The 22,600-nt window shown below is 43.4% G+C and carries 18 protein-coding genes; 15 read left to right on the top strand and 3 right to left on the bottom strand.

The window, feature by feature from the left end; genetic code table 11:
* Positions 1-463 precede the first annotated feature (463 nt).
* The 12 genes from AC2YHV_RS17575 (at position 464) to rbsB (ending at position 15,090) form a co-directional block, all read left to right on the top strand.
* Positions 464-1,816 (top strand): aspartate aminotransferase family protein, encoded by a 1,353-nt coding sequence (locus AC2YHV_RS17575; protein WP_106027162.1) that lies wholly within the window; start codon positions 464-466, stop codon positions 1,814-1,816.
* Positions 1,817-1,823: 7 nt separating this feature from the next.
* Positions 1,824-3,332: a pyridoxal phosphate-dependent decarboxylase family protein gene (locus AC2YHV_RS17570; RefSeq protein ID WP_487373710.1), complete on the top strand. Its 1,509-nt coding sequence runs from the start codon at positions 1,824-1,826 to the stop codon at positions 3,330-3,332.
* 2 nt (positions 3,333-3,334) lie between these two features.
* Entirely contained in the window at positions 3,335-5,137 is a 1,803-nt protein-coding gene (locus AC2YHV_RS17565; RefSeq protein ID WP_487373709.1) for an IucA/IucC family protein, read from the top strand.
* Positions 5,127-5,711, top strand: a complete 585-nt coding sequence (locus tag AC2YHV_RS17560; protein WP_231892144.1) for a GNAT family N-acetyltransferase — start codon at positions 5,127-5,129, stop codon at positions 5,709-5,711. The genes AC2YHV_RS17565 and AC2YHV_RS17560 overlap by 11 nt, the downstream gene beginning before the upstream one ends.
* Entirely contained in the window at positions 5,686-7,014 is a 1,329-nt protein-coding gene (locus AC2YHV_RS17555) for a lysine N(6)-hydroxylase/L-ornithine N(5)-oxygenase family protein (RefSeq protein WP_098864457.1), read from the top strand. The genes AC2YHV_RS17560 and AC2YHV_RS17555 overlap by 26 nt, the downstream gene beginning before the upstream one ends.
* A 21-nt stretch (positions 7,015-7,035) precedes the next feature.
* Positions 7,036-8,847 (top strand): IucA/IucC family protein, encoded by a 1,812-nt coding sequence (locus tag AC2YHV_RS17550; RefSeq protein ID WP_487373708.1) that lies wholly within the window; start codon positions 7,036-7,038, stop codon positions 8,845-8,847.
* A 604-nt stretch (positions 8,848-9,451) separates the two neighbouring features.
* The gene (locus AC2YHV_RS17545) at positions 9,452-10,438 is read left to right on the top strand and encodes a LacI family DNA-binding transcriptional regulator (RefSeq protein WP_063574589.1); all 987 of its coding nucleotides are present in this window, start codon (positions 9,452-9,454) and stop codon (positions 10,436-10,438) included.
* On the top strand, positions 10,435-11,319 hold the full coding sequence (rbsK, locus tag AC2YHV_RS17540) for a ribokinase (protein ID WP_063574590.1): 885 nt from the start codon (positions 10,435-10,437) through the stop codon (positions 11,317-11,319). Before AC2YHV_RS17545 ends, rbsK begins: the two co-directional genes overlap by 4 nt.
* Positions 11,316-11,708: a D-ribose pyranase gene (rbsD, locus tag AC2YHV_RS17535; protein WP_034316088.1), complete on the top strand. Its 393-nt coding sequence runs from the start codon at positions 11,316-11,318 to the stop codon at positions 11,706-11,708. The genes rbsK and rbsD overlap by 4 nt, the downstream gene beginning before the upstream one ends.
* 18 nt (positions 11,709-11,726) lie before the next feature.
* Positions 11,727-13,208 carry a sugar ABC transporter ATP-binding protein gene (locus tag AC2YHV_RS17530; RefSeq protein ID WP_377330649.1) on the top strand — a complete coding sequence of 494 codons (1,482 nt, stop codon included), beginning with the start codon at positions 11,727-11,729 and terminating at the stop codon, positions 13,206-13,208.
* Position 13,209: 1 nt separating this feature from the next.
* On the top strand, positions 13,210-14,154 hold the full coding sequence (locus AC2YHV_RS17525) for an ABC transporter permease (RefSeq protein WP_034316083.1): 945 nt from the start codon (positions 13,210-13,212) through the stop codon (positions 14,152-14,154).
* Between the two features lie 15 nt (positions 14,155-14,169).
* Positions 14,170-15,090, top strand: coding sequence for a ribose ABC transporter substrate-binding protein RbsB (rbsB, locus tag AC2YHV_RS17520; RefSeq protein WP_487373707.1), 921 nt, complete (start codon positions 14,170-14,172; stop codon positions 15,088-15,090).
* A 194-nt stretch (positions 15,091-15,284) separates the two neighbouring features.
* Here the strand turns inward: rbsB and gdhA are convergent, their stop codons facing one another.
* Positions 15,285-16,667, bottom strand: coding sequence for an NADP-specific glutamate dehydrogenase (gdhA, locus tag AC2YHV_RS17515; RefSeq protein WP_106027169.1), 1,383 nt, complete (start codon positions 16,665-16,667; stop codon positions 15,285-15,287).
* 155 nt (positions 16,668-16,822) lie between these two features.
* On the opposite strand from gdhA, the gene gltC reads away from it, so the two are divergent.
* The 3 genes from gltC (at position 16,823) to AC2YHV_RS17500 (ending at position 20,436) form a co-directional block, all read left to right on the top strand.
* A complete protein-coding gene (gene gltC / locus AC2YHV_RS17510; RefSeq protein ID WP_268563591.1) occupies positions 16,823-17,728 on the top strand; it encodes a glutamate biosynthesis transcriptional regulator GltC in 906 nt (301 codons plus the stop codon).
* A 405-nt stretch (positions 17,729-18,133) separates the two neighbouring features.
* Complete coding sequence (locus AC2YHV_RS17505) at positions 18,134-19,126, top strand: PTS sugar transporter subunit IIC (RefSeq protein ID WP_063577551.1); 993 nt, start codon at positions 18,134-18,136, stop codon at positions 19,124-19,126.
* 110 nt (positions 19,127-19,236) lie between these two features.
* Positions 19,237-20,436, top strand: coding sequence for a class I SAM-dependent rRNA methyltransferase (locus AC2YHV_RS17500; protein WP_413002955.1), 1,200 nt, complete (start codon positions 19,237-19,239; stop codon positions 20,434-20,436).
* Positions 20,437-20,520: 84 nt separating this feature from the next.
* On the opposite strand, the gene AC2YHV_RS17495 is transcribed toward AC2YHV_RS17500, so the two are convergent.
* Both AC2YHV_RS17495 and AC2YHV_RS17490 read right to left on the bottom strand, forming a co-directional pair.
* Entirely contained in the window at positions 20,521-21,192 is a 672-nt protein-coding gene (locus AC2YHV_RS17495; protein ID WP_369315199.1) for a lysoplasmalogenase, read from the bottom strand.
* A 115-nt stretch (positions 21,193-21,307) separates the two neighbouring features.
* Positions 21,308-22,576: a dicarboxylate/amino acid:cation symporter gene (locus tag AC2YHV_RS17490; protein ID WP_057278251.1), complete on the bottom strand. Its 1,269-nt coding sequence runs from the start codon at positions 22,574-22,576 to the stop codon at positions 21,308-21,310.
* Positions 22,577-22,600 lie beyond the last annotated feature (24 nt).

Here is a 22,600-nt window from a genome sequence, read left to right as displayed (position 1 = left end):
AGGAATAACCCAAAAAGGCTATACGCCAATTCAAAAAAGGCATCCCAAATTTTTGGGATACCTCAATTTTTTGTAAGTCTATTATCCTATTAACCTCTTCGTTTAAAGAAGTGGGCGAAAGCTATTGCACCAATTAATAAGAGTAGGAGCACGGAAGATAGAATGATCGTATCTTTGTAGGAGCTGCTTTCCTTTTAAACCATTCATTGTTCTTCCTCCTTTTCCATGATTTTTGACTGCGTTCAGCTTATAAACAGAGTCTTAATAAAGCCTTAAGAACATTTTTATATTCAATAGATAAATAGAGAATAGGCCCCAGTTTTAACCTTTTCTTAATTTTATTGGAATTTACTAACAGAAAAATGAGTGGATTTACTCATTGAGAATAATTATCATTATCAGTAAAATTAGTTCCATGATAATGATAATTATTCTCAATTAATTCAATACATGGAGGTTCAATATGGTAACGAACACGCTCACAAAAAATGATCAACTACTGGAACAACAAAATACAAGGGAATCAAATGCCCGATCATATCCTAGAAGATTACCCATGGCGATCGATCATGCGGAGGGAATTTACTTAACAGACATGGATGGAAAACGATATATTGATTTTCTTGCCGGGGCTGGAACATTAGCGCTTGGACACAATCATCCGGCAGTGCTTGAAGCGATGGAAAAAATTCTTAAGGATAAGCGTCCTTTACATACATTGGACTTTACGACGCCAATTAAAGAACAGTTCGTCGATGAAATTTTTGAATGCCTGCCTGAGGAATTCAGGAAAAATGCAAAAATTCAATTCTGTGGTCCTACTGGCGGAGATGCCATTGAGGCAGCACTTAAACTGGTTAAAACAGCGACAGGCAATAGAAGCATTTTATCCTTCCAAGGAGCTTACCACGGGGCAACGCATGCAACCATGTCAATCAGCGGAAATACAAAACCAAAGGAAAAAATACAAGGGTTAATGCCAGATGTTCAATTCCTGCCGTATCCCTATCAATATCGCTGTCCCTTTGGAATAGGCGGAGAAGAAAGCCATAAAATCAGCAGCCAGTATATCGAAAATCTATTGAACGATCCCGAATCCGGATTATTGGCACCTGCAGGAATGATTTTAGAGGCAGTACAAGGTGAGGGAGGCTCCATTCCAGCTCCAATTCCATGGCTTAAGGAAATCAGGAGAATAACGAAAGAGAAGGGCATTCCGCTAATTATCGACGAAGTTCAATCAGGCATCGGCCGTACAGGGAAAATGTTTGCCTTTGAACATGCAGGAATCGTTCCGGATGTTCTTGTACTATCCAAAGCAATAGGCGGAAGTCTTCCATTATCGGTGGTGATTTATAACAAAGAGCTTGACCTATGGTCACCAGGTGCACATATCGGTACGTTCCGCGGAAATCAAATGGCGATGGCAGCAGGAACAGCTACTTTAAAATACATGAAAGAGACGAATCTTGTGGAGCATGCCGCTAAAATGGGAGAAATCTTAAAGGATATTCTTAAAGATTTGCAAAAGGATATTAAGCAAATCGGTGATGTCAGGGGCCGGGGATTAATGGTCGGTGTGGAAATGATCAATCATGAAGAACCGCAAAATGCGAATGGAAGCCATCCTGCTGATTCGCAACTTGCCAGTGCCATTCAACAGGAATGCTTTCAAAGAGGGTTGATTCTGGAAGTTGGCGGCAGACATGGAAGTGTAGTGAGGTTCCTGCCTCCATTGATCGTAACGGAATCCCAGCTTCGCGAAGCCACTGCAATTTTTGAACAAGCTGTTCGTGCAGCAGTTGCAAGAGGGTGAATGATCAATGATCGAAATGATAAATAAAACGGATTTTGCATATTCTCGGATGTTCTTGAATAACGAAGAAGGCTTCAACAACTACAGCGAATCATTGAAAATCATTGAAAAAAAGCTGACAGACTTTTTAAAAGGGAACGATTCACCATACTCTGGGAAAAAACCGTATGAAATCGAAGCAAGATTAAACGAGCTGTCCCTTGCTTCTCCAAAAGGGAAGACAATGGAAGCTGTAGCGGATGAGCTGGCGGAGTTTGTTATTAATGACAGCATCAATGTACACAGCCCCGCTTGTATCGGACATTTGCATTGCCCGACATTAATACCTGCCGTGGCTGCCGAAATGATTATCGGCACGTTGAATCAATCCATGGATTCATGGGACCAAAGCTCTGCTGCCACCTTCGTTGAAGAGCGTTTAATAGATTGGCTGTGCAGCCAGGTGGGGTTACCTGAACAAGCGGATGGGATTTTCACAAGCGGTGGAACCCAATCCAATTATATGGGACTGCTATTGGCGAGGGACGCTTATTGTAAGCGTTTCTGGGGTGTGGATGTTCAGCAGCAAGGTTTGCCAGTCGAGGCGAAAAAATTGCGGATCCTATGCTCCGAGGCTGCCCACTTTACGGTCCGTAAATCAGCGGCACAGCTGGGGCTTGGTGAACAGTCTGTAGTCACGATTAAAACGGATTCAAACCACCGTCTGTCCATGGATGAATTAAATCATCAAATGTCGATTTTAGAGGAACAGGGTTTACTGCCATTTGCCATCGTTGCAACTTGTGGAACAACGGATTTCGGTTCAATCGATCCATTACATGAATTGTCCGAAGCGGCAAGGAAAAATGGGATATGGCTGCATGTGGACGCCGCATATGGAGGCGCGATGATTTTAAGTAAGGATTACAAAGAGTTAATCAGCGGAATTGAACGGGCCGATTCGATTACGGTTGATTTTCACAAATTATTCTATCAACCCATCAGTTGTGGTGCTTTTCTTGTCTCTGACAGCAACTCATTTCAATATATCCAGCATCACGCCGATTACTTGAATCCACAGGAAGATGAAGCCGAGGGCATGGTTCATTTAGTCAATAAATCGGTTCAAACGACGAGAAGGTTCGACGCACTGAAACTCTGGATGTCATTGAAGGTCGTTGGACTGGATACCTTTGCCGAAATGATCGATTATACTTGTCACCTTGCACGTGAGGTGGCTGCGAAGATCGATAAAGAGGAAGGATTCACAGTATTGAATAAAGACCCTGAATTGAATGCGGTTGTATTCCGTTATAATCCCGAGGGAGAAAGCGATCAGTTATTCAATCTATTAAATAAACAGATTCAGCAGGAATTACTGAAAAGCGGACGGGCATTTTTAGCAAAAACGCGTTTTGACGGACAGGTATATTTAAAAATGACACTATTGAATCCAATGACAAGCCTTGAACACATAGAGGGAATTTTAGATGAAATCCGAGTATTAGGTGAAATGTTCAAGATGATGGAGGAATGAAGATGAGTGGTAAGCGAATAGCTGAAAGGGCAACAATGCAAAGCTTTCTGAATTGTTATTTCCGGGAAACCGGAAATTACAATTTAGAAGAAACGAATAACTGGCCGAATTTGGAGGGGGCCATCCCGGATTCATTAGTGGTCAGTAAGCTCACATCCCAAGATATTACAATGCTTGTTCCGCTTAAATATTGGTCGGAAACGGGGCGTCATATTTTCAACTTCCCGATTTACTATCAAACGGCATCCAAGCAAGTACTTGAATTAGATTACGTGACAATGGTCTCGATCGTTTCTAAAGAATTATTGAATGAACAGGGCCGGACGGATAGTGAAGATGAATTGATGCTTCGTGTCATCCTTAGCAGCCAAAACATTCAACGGTATGTGGAAGCGAGGACGGAAGACGCTGATGCCCTACAAAGTCCCGATTTCACCTACATCGAAGCAGAGCAGTCACTTTTATTCGGGCACCTGTTCCATCCGACACCGAAAAGCAAGCAAGGCATTTCGGCAAAAGATGAATGGATCTATTCACCCGAATTAAAAGGGGAGTTCCAGCTGCACTACTTCCTGGCAGAACCTTCGATCGTCATCCAGGATTCCAGTGAAGTCCGATCGGCAAGTGAAATCATCAAACAGGAATTAGCCGGTGACTTGGAGATTTCCAGTGAATTTCGTGACACGTATTGCCAAAAGGAAAGCCGATACATCATTATCCCGGCACACCCGCTCCAGGCAAAAGTGCTTATCGAAAAAGAGGAGGTCAAGAGGCTGATCGAGCAAGGGTCACTAGTTTATGCAGGACCGCTTGGAAAAAAATTCACGGCCACCTCTTCATTTAGAACGGTATATAGTGCCACATCGAGATATATGTACAAATTTTCCGTTCCGGTAAAAATCACGAATTCCTTACGTGCAAATCTGCAAAAAGAATTAGATCGTGGTGTGGAAATCGCTAAATTAATAGATTCTAAAGTGGGAGACGATCTAAAAGAACGGCACCCCTCCTTCCGTATCATCAAGGATCCTGCTTACTTAACGATCAAAACGACCGAGCAAGAATCGGGATTCGATGTTGATATCCGGGAAAATCCTTTTTATGAAAACGATAAACAAGCAAGCCTGATTGCCGGCTTATGTCAGGATAATGCTTATGGTGCACCATCAAGGCTTGGAGCGATCATCCGCAAGTTATCAGCTGAAGAAGACCGCAGTACCGAAGAAGTAAGTAAGGATTGGTTCAAAACCTATCTGTCCATGACATTGAAACCGATGCTTTGGCTATTTGAAGAGTATGGAATCGTTTTGGAAGCCCATCAACAAAATTCAATCATTCAACTTCAAGATGGGTATCCAGCCGCTTTTTATTATCGTGATAATCAAGGGTATTACTATTGTGAGTCCAAAGTGGACAGGCTGCAAAAGATCATGCCGGAACTAAGTGAAAAAAGCTTCACGATTTGTTCTGATGAAGTCGCAGAAGAAAGACTGCAATACTATTTCTTTTTTAATCACTTATTAGGCTTAATCAATAATTTTGGAACGGAAGGATTAGTATCGGAAAACAATCTGTTACAGCTCGTTCAGGAACAACTGGAAACATGCAGCAGGGATAGCGAAGATGAAGGGTTGAATCGAGTTGTTTCAAAGTTGCTTCATGCCCGGGAATTAACTTGTAAGGCTAATTTACTGACACGATTCCATGATATGGATGAGCTTGTTGGTTCACTTGAGACACAATCCGTTTATACAACGATTGATAATCCGTTCGCGCAGGGGGTTATGGCCGTCCATGAAAAATAGTTATGAAGAAATGCTCCAGGACTGCAATAAACAGCTTTCATTTGTCAAAGTTGAATTTGAGAGGGATTTGGATACACTGCATGAATGGATGCATGAAGATCATGTGATACCCTACTGGAATTTGAATTTCACAAAAGAAAAATTTGCTGTTCATTTAAAAAAGGCACTGGCTGATACACACCAAACACTTTATTTAGGCTGTCTGGACTCCATTCCCATGAGCTATTGGGAATCGTATTGGGTAAAAGGCGATATCATCGAAGATCATTATGAATCCGAAGAGGGAGATCAAGGCATTCATTTACTCATTGGTGATCCGGATTATCTAGGGAAAGGACTGGCTTTGCCGTTTTTACGGGCAATGGTGAAGTTCCAACTACTTACCTCAACCACAAACAAAGTGATGGCTGAACCGGATATCAGGAATGCAAAGATGATTCATTTATTTGAAAAATGCGGGTTTACCCCAATTAAAGAGATAGAACTCCCTGACAAAACAGCATTGCTTATGTCATGCACACGGGGGAATTTCGAGAGGAAGTGGAACTATGGAGAAGCAACAATCTATCTATGACCTGGTAGGGATAGGGATTGGTCCATTTAACCTTGGACTTGCGGCCCTTTTGGAGAAAACCCCGGAGTTGAATGCCGTTTTTTTTGAGAAAAAGGGGGAATTTAATTGGCATGAAGGGATGCTGCTGGAAGGGACAACGCTGCAAGTGCCGTTCTTTGCCGATTTGGTTAGCATGGCAGATGTGACAAGCCCATATAGCTACCTGAATTATTTACAGCAGCATGATCGGCTTTATCATTTCTACTTCCTTGAAAAATTCTTGATTCCACGAAAGGAATATAACGACTATTGCCGCTGGGCTGCCCATCAACTTGATAGCTGCCGTTTTGGCAAAGCGGTGGAGGCGGTTGAATATATAGGAGATCAAGGTGAACCCTGCTATCAAATCAGTGTAAGGGATGTACAAACACAAAAGATCGAAGTCTATTATAGCCGCCATGTAGTCATGGGAATTGGCAGTTCCCCGACTGTTCCATCGGCCTTTCAGCCCTATATGGGAGAGAGCATCCTGCATTCGGCCGATTATTTACGGAATAAAGAAAACATCTTAAAGAAAAAATCCGTAACGGTTGTCGGATCTGGACAGAGTGCAGCCGAGGTCTTTCTGGATTTGCTTAATGAGCAGGAGGAATATGGCTACCAGCTAAACTGGTATACAAGATCCAAGGGATTTTTCCCTATGGAATATTCAAAACTCGGATTGGAATACTTCACTCCGGATTACCTTGATTTCTTTTATCGGCTGCCGCAGGAAAAGAAGGATGAAATCCTGCCGAAACAGGATTTATTGTATAAAGGGATTAGCGCTACGACCATTGCAGCAATTTTTGACAAGATGTATGAGAAATCGATTGGAAATGCCGAACTTGCCATTGAACTTCGGGCCATGACGGAAGTTTCGGCAGTTACCCCCGCCGAAAATGGCTGGCAATTGAAATGCCGACAGTGGGTTGAAGATAGCGAATTTGATGTGGACACAGAGGCGATTGTTTTTGGGACGGGCTATAAATCAACCCTTCCGGCATTCCTTGAAACGATGGAGGACCATTTAGTCCGCGATGACTTGGGGCGTCTTGCAATAACGAAAGACTATAAGGTAGGAACGGCCATCTCTACACCGAATCACCTATTTATTCAAAATGGCGAGATACATACACATGGTGTGGGTGCTCCGGATCTAGGTCTGGGGGCATTCCGGAATTCGATTATCATCAATCAATTGGCAGGTAAAGAAGTTTATCCATCGAAGCCAAAGGGTGCATTTCAGTCATTCCGTGTAAAAACACCCGTCATGGCTTACTAAGAAAAGGGAAGGAAGAATTATATGCAGTTCATAAATGAAGTGGAACAGGCAGTTTCAGAAAAAAATTGGTCGATAGTAAACCAAAACCTGCTGGCCAAGATGATTTCTGAGTATATGTATGAGGATATGATCCATCCAGCTGTCCTGAACGAAAACGCAGCAGCAAATCTATATGAGTTAAAGATAAATGAGGGGAAATCTTATCGATTTTTAGCGTCGCCCCGTCTTTTTGACAGCTATGAAGTACAGGCCGAGTCAATCCAGGTATGTGAAACGGAAGGTATTACACAGGCTAAAGATGCTATTCAATTCATTTTGGACATCCAGCCGTTAATTGGGATGACTGCAGAAACAACAGGACATTTAATCAAAGAATTCCATCATACGCTGCTTGCGGATCTCCAATTGCTATCCAAACCTGAACAAGATGCGGATGATTTAGTCGAACTGGATTATGCATTACTTGAAGGCGAAATGAGCGGTCACCCTTGGATTGCTTATAACAAGGGAAGAATCGGTTTCGGTTATGATGATTATTTGAAGTTCGCCCCAGAAAACCAGAAGGAAGTTCAGTTATCCTGGATTGCCGTCCATAAAACGAGGGGTGAGTTCAATTCAGTCGAAACGTTATCCTATAAGCAATTGATGGAGAATGAACTGGATGGGGAAACCCAAAAATCATTTGCAAAGACATTGACAGAAAAAGGTCTGAACGCAGAAAACTATTACTACCTCCCAGTTCATGAATGGCAGTGGAAGAATGTAATCATCCAGAACTTTACCGATGACTTGGCTAAAGGGCTGATCGTAGCTTTGGGAAATGGTCCTGATAAATATTTGCCGCAACAATCCATCCGGACATTTGTTAATGTATCGAATAAGGGTAAACACCACGTCAAGCTGCCGATGAGCATTTTAAATACGCTAGTCTACCGTGGATTGCCAGCTGAACGCACGGTCATTGCCCCAAAAATCACAACGTATATAAAGAACATTTATGAAAATGATTCATTCTTGAAAGAACAATGCAAAGTAGTGCTTCCTGGTGAAGTGGCCAGTTTAAATGTGGATCACCCGTATTATTCCAAGCTAGAGAATGTACCGTATCAATATTTGGAGATGCTGGGGGGGATTTGGAGAGAAAGCATTTACAGTTATATGGAAGAAGACGAAAAGCCCATTACGCTTGCGTCCCTTTTACATGTCGACAGCAAAGGTAAACCATATGTGGAAAGTCTTATTGAAAAATCGGGATTGACTGCAGAAGCCTGGACAGCTCAATTATTTGACGTGATCCTATCACCATTACTGCATTTCATCTATCAATATGGATTGGTCTTCTCGCCGCATGGTCAAAATACCATTTTAGTTTTGAAGGATTACAAACCTCACCGTTTGGCCATCAAGGATTTTGTAGATGATGTAAACGTAAGTGATCAGCCGCTTCCTGAATTAAGCAGCCTTCCCGATGATTTAAGGAAAGTACTAAGAAGTGAGACTCCGGAGGGGCTGGTTCAATTCATTTTTACGGGACTATTCATCTGTCATTTCCGATACTTGTCAACACTTCTGATGAAGAGGTCCCTTTTGGATGAGAATGCTTTCTGGGAAGGCGTCGCTCGAACAATCCTGACACATCAGAAAAAATTCCCTATGTTACGGGATCGTTTCGATACATTCAATTTCTTTGCGCCAAAATTAACAAAGCTCTGCCTGAATAGAAATCGGATGCTTCAATATGGGTATAGCGATGGTGAAGACCGTCCGCATGCATCTGAGTTTGGGCATGTGAATAATGCCCTTTATGAAAAGTTACCTGCAAAATCGCTATAAAGTTAAACTGGCTCAGACTTTTGAGCCAGTTTTCTTACGGTTTTACAATTTGACTGTTGATTTCCACTCCAGGCACTCGCTTTCCGCGGGCGGTTCGTGAGCCTCCTCGGCTTGCACCTGCGGGGTCTCCCGTAGACGCGCTTTCCCCGCAGGAGTCACGTACACCCGCTCCAATCAACTTTGTTTATTTAGATAGAACCCTTTTGTTCAAAACTAGATAATAATTGTTTGCCGACAGTTTTTTTCTGGGTTTGTAAAATGGGAACGTTGATTTCCACTCCAGGCACTCGCTTTCCGCGGGCGGTCGGGGAGCCTCCTCGGCTTGCGCCTGCGGGGTCTCACTTAGACACGCTTTTCCCGTAGGAGTCTCCCATTGTCTACAGTCTTTTATGTTTTAAAGTAGACTGGATTTTGACGTAATGAGAGTGTTAAACCTATATGTGGGAAACTCAAAGAGACGAAATGTACGCATAAAAAAAGAATTGCTTTATACTTTTTTGGGTCAAAATTCCTAAAAATTATCTTTGGAATAAGGCTTGCCGTTCATTTAAATTGGTGATAAGCTATGTGTAAACGGTTACACAAAAGTATAGAGGGTGATATTTTGGCAACTATTCGGGATGTGGCAAAGGAAGCTGGAGTTTCTGTAGCAACGGTTTCCAGAGTTATGAATGGCAGTGGTTATGCACATGAGGACACAAAAAAGGTGGTCATGGCAGCTGTTGAAAAATTGAATTATAAACCGAATGAAGTGGCAAGGTCCCTCTACAAACGTAAATCCAAATTGGTTGGTTTGATTTTGCCGGACATTACGAATCCCTTCTTCCCAGAAATGGCAAGAGGTGTCGAGGATTATCTGCAGCAGTTTGGTTATCGGTTGATTTTTGGAAATAGTGATGAAAAGCGAGATAAAGAAATAGAATATATTGACACTTTCCTGCAAAACAATGTAGTGGGCATGATTGCTTCAACTAGTGAAGAAGCCAATGAGAATTTCGATAATCTGGATATTCCAGTTGTCCTTCTCGACCGTACAGCAGAGAAATTACCAGCTGTTTATTCCGATCAAAGGACAGGCGGTAAGCTGGCAGCACGCGTATTGCTGGATAGAGGCAGTACGAATATCGTCCTCATTAGGGGGCCAGTCGAAATAAAGCCTGTATATGAACGGTACATGGCAGCATTGGAAGAATTGAAACAAGCAAAAGTGAACGTGCAAGTCATGGATTCATCCCTGACTCTCCAAGGCGGCCAAACATGCGTGAAGCAGCTTTTCGAGCAATATCCGGAAACGGATGGAATCATTGCTTGTAATGATATTGTTGCAGCCGCAGCACTTCAAGAGATCTTAAAACGGGGAATACGGATACCGGAAGACATACAATTGATCGGCTATGATGATATCTCCTTCACAGCGTTATTGCACCCACCGTTATCGACCATTCGGCAGCCAGCCTATGAGATGGGGGCACAAGCGGCGGAAATGCTAATTAAAAGGATCAATCAAGAAAAAATGGAAGTAACACATAAAAAGCTCCCTGTTTCTTTTGTGGAGAGACAAACAACGAGAAGGAAGGCGGAGAAGACATGATTAGAATTGCAGTAGTGGGAAGTTCGTCAATGGACTTAGTGGTGACATCAGCCAAACGGCCAATGGCGGGGGAAACGGTTTTAGGGGAGTCCTTTATCACGGTTCCTGGAGGAAAGGGAGCCAATCAGGCTGTTGCAGCGGCACGTCTTGGTGCAGAAGTGTCGATGGTTGGATGTGTAGGAGATGATGTCTATGGAGAGATCATCTTAGATAACCTGAAAAAAAATCATGTAAACACGAAGTATGTGGAACCGGTTACAGGTTCTGCTTCAGGGACAGCACATATTACCCTTTCGGAAGGTGATAACAGCATTATTGTCGTAAAAGGTGCGAATGATTTCATTACTCCTGAATATGTAGAAAAGGCGAAAAAGGTAATAGAGGAATCGGATATCGTGTTGGTTCAGCAGGAAATACCCGAGGAAACTGTGGAGTATCTGGCTGACTTGTGCAACATGCTTCAAAAGAGATTACTATTGAACCCAGCTCCCGCCCGCAAGTTAAGCGAGGCTGTCATTCAACAGGCATCATTCCTTACTCCGAATGAACATGAGTTCGAGATACTATTCGATGGGAGAGATAGAACGGAAGTCTTGACTGAGTATCCAAATAAATTATTCATTACCGAAGGGAAAAATGGCGTCCGTTACTTTGATGGACATGAAGAAAAGGTTGTTCCAAGCTTTGAAGTGGAGGCGGTGGATACAACAGGTGCAGGGGATACATTCAATGCAGCCTTTGCGGTGGCTGTTGCAGAAGGAAAAAGTTTTGACGAAAGTCTGTTGTTCGCGAACCGGGCAGCTTCCATTTCCGTGACGAAATTAGGTGCTCAAGGCGGCATGCCGCAAAGGGTAGAGGTCGAGAGGGGCTTTGAAGCATGAAACGTCAAGGAATCATCAATAGTTCAATAGCAAAGGTCTTGGTTGACCTTGGTCATACCGATTATATTGTCGTAGGTGATGCCGGGCTGCCGGTGCCGCCCGGAGTTTGCAAGATAGATTTAGCATTGACGCCTGGAACGCCATCATTTCAAGATGTCGTCCGGGCGGTTCACGAAGATATGGTTGTTGAAAAAGTTATCGCTGCCACAGAAGTGAAGGTTAAAAACCCGGAACAGCATCAATACATGGAGCAGCAATTCGGAGCAGCGATTGAATATGTTTCCCATGAGGATTTTAAAAGGCTGACAAGTAACGCGAAAGCCATTATCCGGACCGGGGAGACGACGCCATATTCAAATTGCATATTGCAGTCTGGAGTATTCTTTTAAAGAAATGAGATGATGAGCATGCAAATCGAAATGCACAATATTTATAAAGCATTTGGTCAAAACAAGGTATTGGAAGGTGTTCATTTTTCTTTAGAGGCTGGGGAAGTACATGCACTAATGGGGGAGAATGGAGCAGGGAAATCAACCTTGATGAACATTTTGACCGGGCTGCATAAACAAGATCAAGGAACGATCGAGATTAACGGTAAAGAAACCTCCTTCAGGGATTCAAAGGAAGCCGAAGAGGCAGGAATGGCCTTTATCCGTCAGGAATTGAATATTTGGCCCGAAATGACCGTTCTGGAGAATCTATTTATCGGCAGGGAAATGGTGAATCCCTTCGGTGTCCTGAAGACGAAACAAATGAAAGCGCGTGCAAAGGAGATTTTTAAAACACTTAATATTTCCCTTCCTTTTGATAAGGAAGCCGGACTCTGTTCTGTCGGTGAACAGCAAATGATTGAAATTGCCAAGGCGCTCATGACGGATGCCGAAGTCATCATCATGGACGAGCCCACAGCCGCTTTAACTGATAGGGAAATAGAGAAGCTCTTTGAAGTGATGAAGGGGCTTACCAAAAAGGGTGTATCGCTTGTTTATATTTCTCACCGAATGGAAGAAATATTCGCCATTTGTGACAGGATCACGGTAATGCGTGACGGAAAGACAGTCGATACGAAAAGAATTGCAGAAACGAATTTCGATGAAGTCGTTCAGAAAATGGTCGGGCGGGAGCTGGAGGACCGTTTTCCTCATCGTGAAGCGAATGCTGGCGACATAGTCCTTGATGTGAAAGGTTTAACCAGAAAGGGGCTTTTTGAAGATATCCATTTTGCGGTTCGGCAAGGTGAGATTGTCGGTGTAGCCGGATTGATGGGAGCAGGCAGAACGGAAATAATGCGCGCACTTTTTGGTGTCGACCAAATAGACAGCGGTGAAATCACCATTGAAGGCAAGAAAGTTTCCATACGAAAACCAACGGATGCAGTACGACACGGCCTGGCTTTCATTACGGAAAATCGTAAAGAAGAGGGATTGATCCTGGACTTTTCTGTAAGGGAAAATATCGGCTTGCCGAATCTCAAGAGTTTTGCTCCTAGCGGTATCGTGAAAACGGAGGATGAGATGAACTTTGCCGAAATGATGATTAAGCGCCTTCACGTGAAGACATCTTCTGCTGAAACGGTCATCGGCAATCTATCCGGAGGAAATCAACAGAAGGTGGTAATCGCCAAATGGATCGGCACTTCCCCTAAAGTTTTAATTATGGATGAACCGACCCGGGGCATAGATGTTGGTGCAAAACGTGAAATTTACGAATTGATGAATGAATTGACGGAGCGAGGCATCGCCATCATCATGGTTTCCTCGGAACTTCCGGAAATCATTGGAATGAGCGATAGAATCCTTGTGGTTCACGAAGGTGAGATTGCTGGGGAATTGTTAAAGCAGGAAGCGACGCAAGAAAAAATTATGGCATTGGCGACAGGAGGGAACTAGGATGAAACTTGAGGCTACAGGGAAAAGCGGGATTTGGCAAAAATTTGGTCCGCTACTCGCCCTGGTACTTTTATTTATCGTAATAACCGTTTTAAATCCATCATTCATGGAACCGAATAATATTTTGAATTTATTGCGTCAAACCTCCATCAATGCACTTATTGCATTTGGAATGACCTTTATCATATTGACAGGCGGCATCGACTTATCTGTCGGTTCCATTTTAGCTCTATCCAGCGCACTCATGGCTGGTATGATGGTCTCGGGCTTAGATCCGATTTTAGCAATATTGGTAGGCATTCTACTAGGTGCGATAATGGGTGTAATCAATGGGATACTCGTTTCAAAGGGTAAGATGGCCCCTTTCATCGTGACACTGGCCACCATGACGATTTTCCGGGGATTAACGCTTGTGTACACGGATGGAAAGCCGATTACTGGAATTGGCGATTCCGTTATGTTCCAGATGCTTGGGAGAGGTTACTTCCTGGGAGTGCCAGTACCGGCCGTTGTGATGATCATCGCTTTCATGATCCTATGGTTCCTGCTTCATAAAACATCCTTTGGCCGTAAAACTTATGCCATCGGCGGAAATGAAAGGGCTTCCCGGATTTCGGGGATTAAAGTTGACCGGGTCAAGGTGGCCATATATGGTCTGGCCGGTACGATGGCGGCAATTGCCGGTGCCATTTTAACGTCGCGTCTGAATTCGGCACAGCCGACGGCAGGACAATCCTATGAAATGGATGCCATCGCAGCCGTGGTGCTGGGCGGAACGAGCCTTTCAGGCGGTAAAGGGCGGTTGTTCGGTACGCTGGTGGGTGTCCTGATCATCGGTACCTTGAATAACGGCATGAACTTACTTGGTGTATCCTCCTTCTACCAGCAAGTGGTAAAAGGTGCAGTTATATTAATCGCGGTCTTACTTGACCGTAAAAAATCATAAGAAGAGGTGTAATCAATGAAAAAAATAGTATCGATCATCATGGTTCTTTCTTTAATGGTCTTGGCTGCCTGTTCAATGGATTCTGGTCTGACAGATGATAAAAAAGAAAAGAAAGACTCGATGAAAGACGTGAAAGTCGGGGTCAGCATCTCTACTTTAAACAACCCATTCTTCGTTTCCTTAAAAGATGGCATTGAAAAAAAGGCAAAAGAAAAGGGCATGAAAGTCACAGTTGTTGACGCCCAGGATGATACGGCAAAACAAATCAGCGGAATTGAAGATTTAATCCTTCAAAAGGTTGATGTCCTTCTTGTGAATCCAACTGACTCTGCGGCAATATCTTCAGCCGTTAAAGATGCAAATGATGCGGGCATTCCCGTTATTACGATTGACCGCTCTTCAGACGAAGGCGACATTGAAACGTTCATCGCTTCCGATAATGTGGCTGGCGGGGAAATGGCTGCAGAATATCTAGTTAAAGAGCTTGGCGAAAAAGCGAAAGTAGTGGAACTTGAAGGGGTATCCGGAGCATCTGCAACTCGTGAACGCGGGAAAGGTTTCCACAATATTGCGGACAAGCAGTTAGATGTCCTGACAAGTCAAACGGCGGAATTCGACCGGACAAAAGGGCTTAACGTAATGGAAAATATCCTGCAAGGCAATAAAGACATCCAAGCTGTATTCGCCCATAATGATGAAATGGCACTAGGAGCCACTGAAGCAATCAAGGCGGCAGGCAAAGACATCATCGTCGTTGGCTTTGACGGAAATGATGATGCATTGAAAGCAGTTGAAAGCGGTGAACTAAAAGCTACAATCGCCCAACAACCGGCACTTATCGGTGAAGAAGCGGTTAATGCGGCTGAAAAGATCTTAAAAGGCGACAAAGTGGATGACACAATATCCGTTCCATTGAAATTGGTCACCAAAGAGTGATTGTCTCCCAAACAAAAAGAGTGCCGGAAATCTTCCGGCACTCTTTTTGTAGTGAGAAAGAAATGTTTTGATCTCATTGATGTGATCTTAGTGTGGATATTCAGCTTGAAATGATATCAATAAGAGGAGATAGAAAAGTAGTTCATTTTTTTAGGCGGCCCCGTATCGGAACCGCCCATTACATCCATTGATTGCTAGAGTACACCTTGAGTCAGCATCGCATCCGCCACTTTAAGGAATCCGGCAATATTGGCCCCGACAACTAAATTGCCAGGCGCACCATATGCTTCGGCGGCCTCTATGCTGTTTTTATAGATATTTTTCATGATCTCATGCAGCTTGGCATCGACTTCTTCGAAAGTCCAAGGCATCCTGGCACTGTTTTGGGCCATTTCGAGTGCAGACACGGCTACGCCGCCTGCATTGGCTGCTTTTGCTGGTCCAAAAAGGATGCCGTTATTAAGGAATACATCAATGGCCTCAAGGGTTGAAGGCATATTAGCGCCCTCACCGACTGCCTTCACATTATTTTTGACCAGTAATTTTGCTGCTTCTTCATCGATTTCGTTTTGTGTGGCACAAGGCAGTGCGATGTCGCATGGTACAGACCAGATGCCGTAGCTTCCTTCATGGTATACAGCCTCCGGGTGCGTATCGACATACTCGCTTAAACGTTTCCGTTCCACTTCTTTTAGACGTCTGACTGTATCAAGATTCAGGCCATTTTCATCATATATGTAGCCATTGGAGTCGCTGCATGCAACAACTTTAGCGCCTAGCTGTGTAGCTTTTTCAATGGCATAAATGGATACATTGCCAGACCCTGAGATAACGACAGTGCTGCCATGGAATTGTAACCCTTTGTCTTTTAGCATTTCTTCGACAAAGTAAACCGTTCCATATCCAGTCGCCTCTGTACGGGCCAAGCTTCCGCCGTAACTTATGCCTTTACCGGTTAAAACACCGGCATGGTAGCTGCCTTGCATCTTTTTATACTGACCGAACAAGTAACCGATCTCCCTTGCACCGACTCCGATATCACCAGCCGGTACGTCTGTATCAGGGCCGATATAACGAGATAGTTCCGACATGAAGCTTTGGCAAAAACGCATGATTTCCGCATCCGATTTTCCTTTTGGATCGAAGTCCGATCCGCCTTTACCCCCACCGATCGGCTGGCCAGTAAGCGAGTTTTTAAAGATTTGCTCGAAACCAAGAAACTTTATGATGCTGGAATTGACAGTGGGGTGGAAACGGAGACCGCCTTTGAATGGTCCGATTGCACTGTTGAATTGCACACGAAAACCACGGTTGACTTGAACATTTCCCAGGTCATCAACCCAAGAGACACGGAAGGTGATCATTCTTTCGGGTTCTACAAGCCTCTCCAATATCCCGCTTTTCATATATTCTGGATGTTTTGCAAAAACCGGGACCAATGAAAGGAATATCTCCTTTACGGCTTGATGAAATTCACTTTCGTGAGGATTACGTTCCTTTACCTGCGCGTATACTTGACTTACGAACTCTCTGGCAACCTGCAATTCCTCATGTTCGACTTCCTGTGAAGTGGTCATTGTTTTCTCTCCTTTAGTTAAAGTCATAAAATATTAAATAGGGTAAGTCTATCGGTTTTTATATGATACTTTCATGATATAATTTAAGAATGAAACGAACAATCTGAATATTAGATAAATAACATGCTGTTTTGATATGAAAGAGGGAGCTTAGATTGGAATTAAGGCAAATTGAATATTTCATTGAAGTGGCAAAGCGTGAACATATGACGGAAGCAGCAGTGGATTTGCATGTTGCCCAGTCTGCTGTCAGTCGCCAAATATACAATTTAGAAGAAGAGCTGGGTGTGCCCTTATTTATCAGGGAAGGCCGAAAGATTAGATTGACGCCTATAGGCCATACATTTTTATCTCATATGGAACAAGCTATGGATATAATCAATCGTGCCAAGCGTGAGATGGCCGAAAGTCTGGATCCGGAAAAAGGGACAATCCGCATTGGCTTTCCCAGCAGTTTGGCTTCTTATGTATTGCCAAGGGTCATTTCCGACTTCAGGGAAAGTTACCCCCAGGCGAAATTCACATTGAAACAAGGTTCCTATCGCTACCTGATAGATTCTGTGATTAAAGGAAACATTAACATGGCTTTGATTGGCCCCCTGCCGGTGAATGAAAAGAAAATCAAAGGGGAAACGCTGTTTATTGAGAACTTAGTTGCCCTTCTGCCAGAAAGCCATCCTTTGGCCCTGAAGAAATCACTATCCTTGAATGAGCTTCAAGGAAATCCGTTCATCTTATCTCCAAAGGGTTATGTTTTAAGGGATCTCGTTATGAAAGCTTGCAAATTGCATGGCTTTGAACCGGAAGTGGCATTTGAAGGGAAAGATACTGATGCCATAAAAGGCCTGGTGGCGGCAGGTCTGGGTATAACTTTGATACCTGAGATTTCCTTGATTGATAGCTTGCCGCGTTTTACGGTTAGATTGCCGCTGGAGAATCCATCTGTAACCAGGGCTGTAGGGGTCATCGTTCCGACTGATAGGGAACTGATGCCAACGGAGAAATTGTTTTACCAATACTTGAAGGACACTTTTGCCAAATTGGAAGGATTTCAAAAATAGGATGATATTTATTAGAAAAGGCATAAATACAGCTAATGAGAGAATCCTTAATCGGGTTCTTTTTTTTGTGGCAAATGTGCCTAAGCATTCCATGTAGGCATCCTTAAAAGGGGATAACTTATTTTGAAATAATGAATTATTAATTTATATTGAACAGTAATGTGTTAAACCTTTATTTTTGAAAGCGCTTTTATTTTTTTAGAATAAAAATATTACTTACATTATCAGAAAATTCATGTTATTATACGAACAGACATTAACAGACATTCAGGCAGCGGTACGATATACTTATTAGGCTTTTTAAAAGAAGACCTTTATTTTTTTTTGATTTTCCTAAATTGAATATTCTGATAATTAATAAGGAGTGGAGATATAGTGAGCAGGAAAGAATACATCAGTGATCGAATGTACAAGGCATCAACGGGGATAGCCAACGCTGTTTTGGTTACATTAGGGATCGGGTTATTGTTTGAATCCATAGGGGGATATTTAGGTTGGGAGGTCTTTCTGGCAATAGGCGGGGCCGCGAAGGTCTTGCTGGCACCAGCTTTAGGAGCAGGAATCGCCTATCAGCTAGGAGGGAATTCATTAATTATTTTTAGCGCCATGGCTTCAAGTGCTGTTGGAGGTGCTGCCATTCACAAAACGGCTGAGGGTGCCTTCACGATTGTTACGGGCCAGCCGCTAAGTGCTGTCTTGGCAGCGGTGATTGCAACATATATAGGTAAGCGCCTAATCGGCAAAACGAAGTTGGACATCATGGCCATCCCAATGGGTGCCGTTCTTGTCGGTGGAGTTTCGGGATATGGCCTGGCTCTTGTCACCACTCCGCTCCTAACATGGATAAGCAGTCAAACTACCGCTGCGGTCGAGGGTTCCCCATTAATCGGTTCCATGGTCATAGCCTTGGTATGGAGCATTTTATTGATGACACCGGCGTCTTCCGCCGCATTGGCGATCGCCCTGCAATTGGATCCCGTTTCCAGTGCTGCAGCCCTAATCGGATGTACGGTTCAGTTTGTCGGGTTCACTGTCATGTCTTATAAAGATAATGATATGGGCGGGTTCCTGGCACAGATGGTCGTTACGCCAAAAGTTCAATTTCCTAACCTGATCAAAAAACCATTATATGTAGTTCCGCCTTTTGTGGCGGCAATCATCTGTGCGCCTATCGCTACCTTGGCATTCGATTTTCAAGTGCCGTATGAGCTTGGAGGCATGGGGTTAAGTTCAATGATTGCCCCTATTGCCATCATAACCGGTCAGGGGCTATACACGTTCTTGGTTTATGTGGCAGTGGGGATGGTATTGCCAGCTGTGATCACGCTTGCCTTACATCGTGTATTGAAGATGATGGGTAAAGTTAAGCCAGGCGATCTTCATTTGGAAGTTTCATAATCAAAGTTTTCTTGGAAACCAGCCAGGTTAAGGAACCGGGCTGGTTTTTATTTATAAGGGGATTAGGGTAAAATGGGGAGGAAAGCATTTGCAAAGATAGGATGATATAGATGGGAAAAGAAATCGATATAAAAGTGAAAGCTAAGTTCGTGAGTAAAATCAGCAAGGGTTTTCCCTTGATTGTTAAAGAGTCGATAGCCAATCTTAATGACCTTCAGGAAGAGGGATCCTTGGTGCGCTTGGTGGATGAGAACAACCGCTTTCTGGCAAAAGGATATTATGGCATACAGAATAAGGGCTATGGCTGGATATTGACCCGAAGAGAGAATGAAAAGATCGATCAATCCTTCTTTAACGGAAAAATCCAGGCTGCATATGAATTCCGAAAGTCTTTTTTTGAAGATGGGGAGACTTCTGCTTTCCGCTTGTTTAATGGGGAAGGTGATGGAATTGGCGGTTTAATCATTGATCATTATGATGGCCATTATGTCATTAGCTGGTATAGCAAAGGAATATATTCCTTTAAGGACTACATCATTAAGGCATTGCAGGAAACGGTCGAGGTCAAATCGATTTATCAGAAGAAACGCTTTGATACAAAGGGACAGTACGTGGATGAAGACGATTTTGTCATGGGCGAACAGCCGGAATTTCCGCTTCTTGTAAAGGAAAATGGAGTCCATTTTGCTGTTTATCTGAATGATGGGGCAATGGTCGGTGTCTTCCTTGATCAACGCGATGTCAGACGGAAAATCCGCGATGAATACGCAAAAGGGAAAACGGTTTTGAATATGTTCTCCTATACGGGAGCATTCTCCGTGTTTGCCGCTTTAGGCGGTGCTGTTAAAACAACGAGTGTCGACCTGGCGAATCGAAGTTTACCAAAGACGATCGAGCAGTTCAGTGTGAATGGGATAGATCCTGAAGATCACAATATCGTGGTGATGGATGTTTTCAAGTATTTTAAATATGCGGTGAAGAAAGCCTTGAAATTTGAAATGGTCATCCTTGATCCGCCTAGCTTTGCCAAATCGAAGAAGTTTACTTTCAGTGCCGGAAAAGATTATACGAATCTACTGAAGGATACCATTTCCATTACGGAAGACAACGGGGTGATTATCGCCTCAACTAATTGCAGTACGTTCGACATGAAAAAATTCAAGAACTTCATTGATGTTGCTTTCAAGGAAATGAATGGAAAGTATGAAATCATGGAACAATTCTCATTGCCGGCTGATTTTAAAACAATTCCTGAGTATAAGGAAGGGAATTATTTAAAAGTAGTCTTCATTAAGAAAATTAAAGGATAAGAAAAGGCGTCCACAGTTCAAGCAGAACTGTGAATGCCTTTTTTATAATGTAAATGTTTCATGTGGAACGATTGGACATTAGATTCACTGGATAGGCCGTTCACTTTTCAAACCTCTCGATACATGTAAGGGAGGTTTCCTACGGATGCTGTTAGCGATGCAAAACTGGGCTGCATAGTAGGTAAGCATGATCAGTGGACCTGAAAAGGCAACATCATCAATAAACTTGTTCCAAGATAAAATGGAGTCGGAAATCATGAAGAGGAGCCCGCCGATGATTGCGGCCGCATTTCCGGTCATAAATGCTGCCCAGCCCATAAGGGAGATGACCGTTACATAGCAGATCACAGGGATGATGAGGTTATGTTCACCTTTTTCGATTAATGAATGTAGCATTTCACGGCTAATCCAAGTGGAGTAAATGCTAATCGGAAGAATCGTCGCAAATCGGAGCCATGAAAAGTTCCATCGTCCAAAGAATGCCGAAATATAGAAAAGGTGGCCGATCAAGAAGGCGGAAAGCCCGATGACGAACCAAATCAACAAACCATCTCCAAGCATGCAAAAGAATAAACCAAGAAGGATAAAGGATTGGTAATGCCCCCGTCTTCCTACATTAGTGCGGGCGTAGAGCAAAATCAATAACATGGGGAGTACCTTGAACAGTATTTTTATGATCAAAGGCTCTTCCGGTATAAGAAAAATATAGGATAGTCCCGTGATAAGGATTGCCGCAGGTAGGCATTTCATTAACATTCCATTCCCTCCTTCAATCTTTAATTCTATGCAAGGGGAAGGAACCCCTTGTCAAAAGTCGTGAAAATGAAAAAACTGGCCCCTGTTTTAACCAGGAGCCAGTCAGTCATAAGAATCATACGGCTGAGTTTTCTTTAACGAAAGCTTGTTTTAACCAGTTTTTCCCCTCAACAAGCCTTGTGACAAGCATGGCACAAACCGTGTTTCCTGTTGAGTTAAGCAATGTAGCGGGAGCATCGATGATCGTGGATATAACGGCAATGATAGGCAGGACTTCTACAGGGAAGCCGAATACGCTAAGAATCAACATTTCCCCAATCATGCCTCCCCCAGGAATGGCACCCATAACAGCTCCAACCAAAAAGGCAACAGCAAGTATACTTAAAATGCTTGAAATGCTTGTCATATCCTTTCCAAATAAGCTGAATAGGAAAACGATTTTCAATACACCGCCGAATACCGAACCATCTTTATGAGTGTTGGCTCCGAGTGGGATGACAGTCTCCGCTATATCCTTAGGCACGCCCATTTTCTTGACTGATTCCAGGTTGACTGGAATGGACGCGGCACTTGAACAAGTTGCGATGGCTGTAATGGATGGTGTCAGGGCATTTTTCCAAAATAGTTTAACGCCATCTTTCCCGCCGGCGATAAAGGCATACAAAGTGAAGAAGCCGAAATAATAAATCATGGCCAAGACTAGATAAAGAATGAAAGTGCGAGCATATCCTTCTAAAATCTGAGGCCCAAGCTGCCCGATAATCGCCGCAAAATAAGCACCAAGTCCAATTGGCGCATAGTACATGACGATTTTGACGACCTTCATCATGACAGCTGTACCTGCTGTCAAAAACTCAGTAATCGGTCTTGCTTTCTCACCAGCCAGTGCAGTGGAAAGTCCGATTAATACTGAGAAAACGATAAGCTGAAGCATATTGCTTCTGGAGAACAGTTCTGGAAAGTCGGAAACGGTTACAGTGCTGACCAGTTGACTGAAGAAGGAAACTTCTTCGATGGTCTCTTCAGGGGAACTGTTTTCCATCAGTTCTTTAATGGCTGTCGTATCAGTGCCCTCCAACGGATTGACGATGGTTGTCCCAATAAATCCAATGACGGCAGCTAAAGCGGCTGTTGTCAGGAAAACGAGAACGATACTTCCCATGATTTTTCCGAGACGCTTCATTCCGCTCATATTGGCAATCGCTGAAGCAATGCTGAAAAATACCAATGGCACGATGATCGTGAACATCAGATTTAAGAATAAGTCCCCTAGCGGCTGTATGATCGAGGTTTTCTCCCCGAAAACCACGCCCGCTATCCCACCGATAATGATGGCAGTGAGCAGTATTAAAGAGGATCGATAGTTTTTGATAAAGCTCTTCATTTAAATTCCGTCCTTTCAGGATGA

It is taken from the genome of Peribacillus sp. SRI_006, assembly GCF_057586375.1.
The sequence above is the reverse complement of the archived record's forward strand: the minus strand, read 5'-3'. Positions and strand labels throughout refer to the sequence as shown.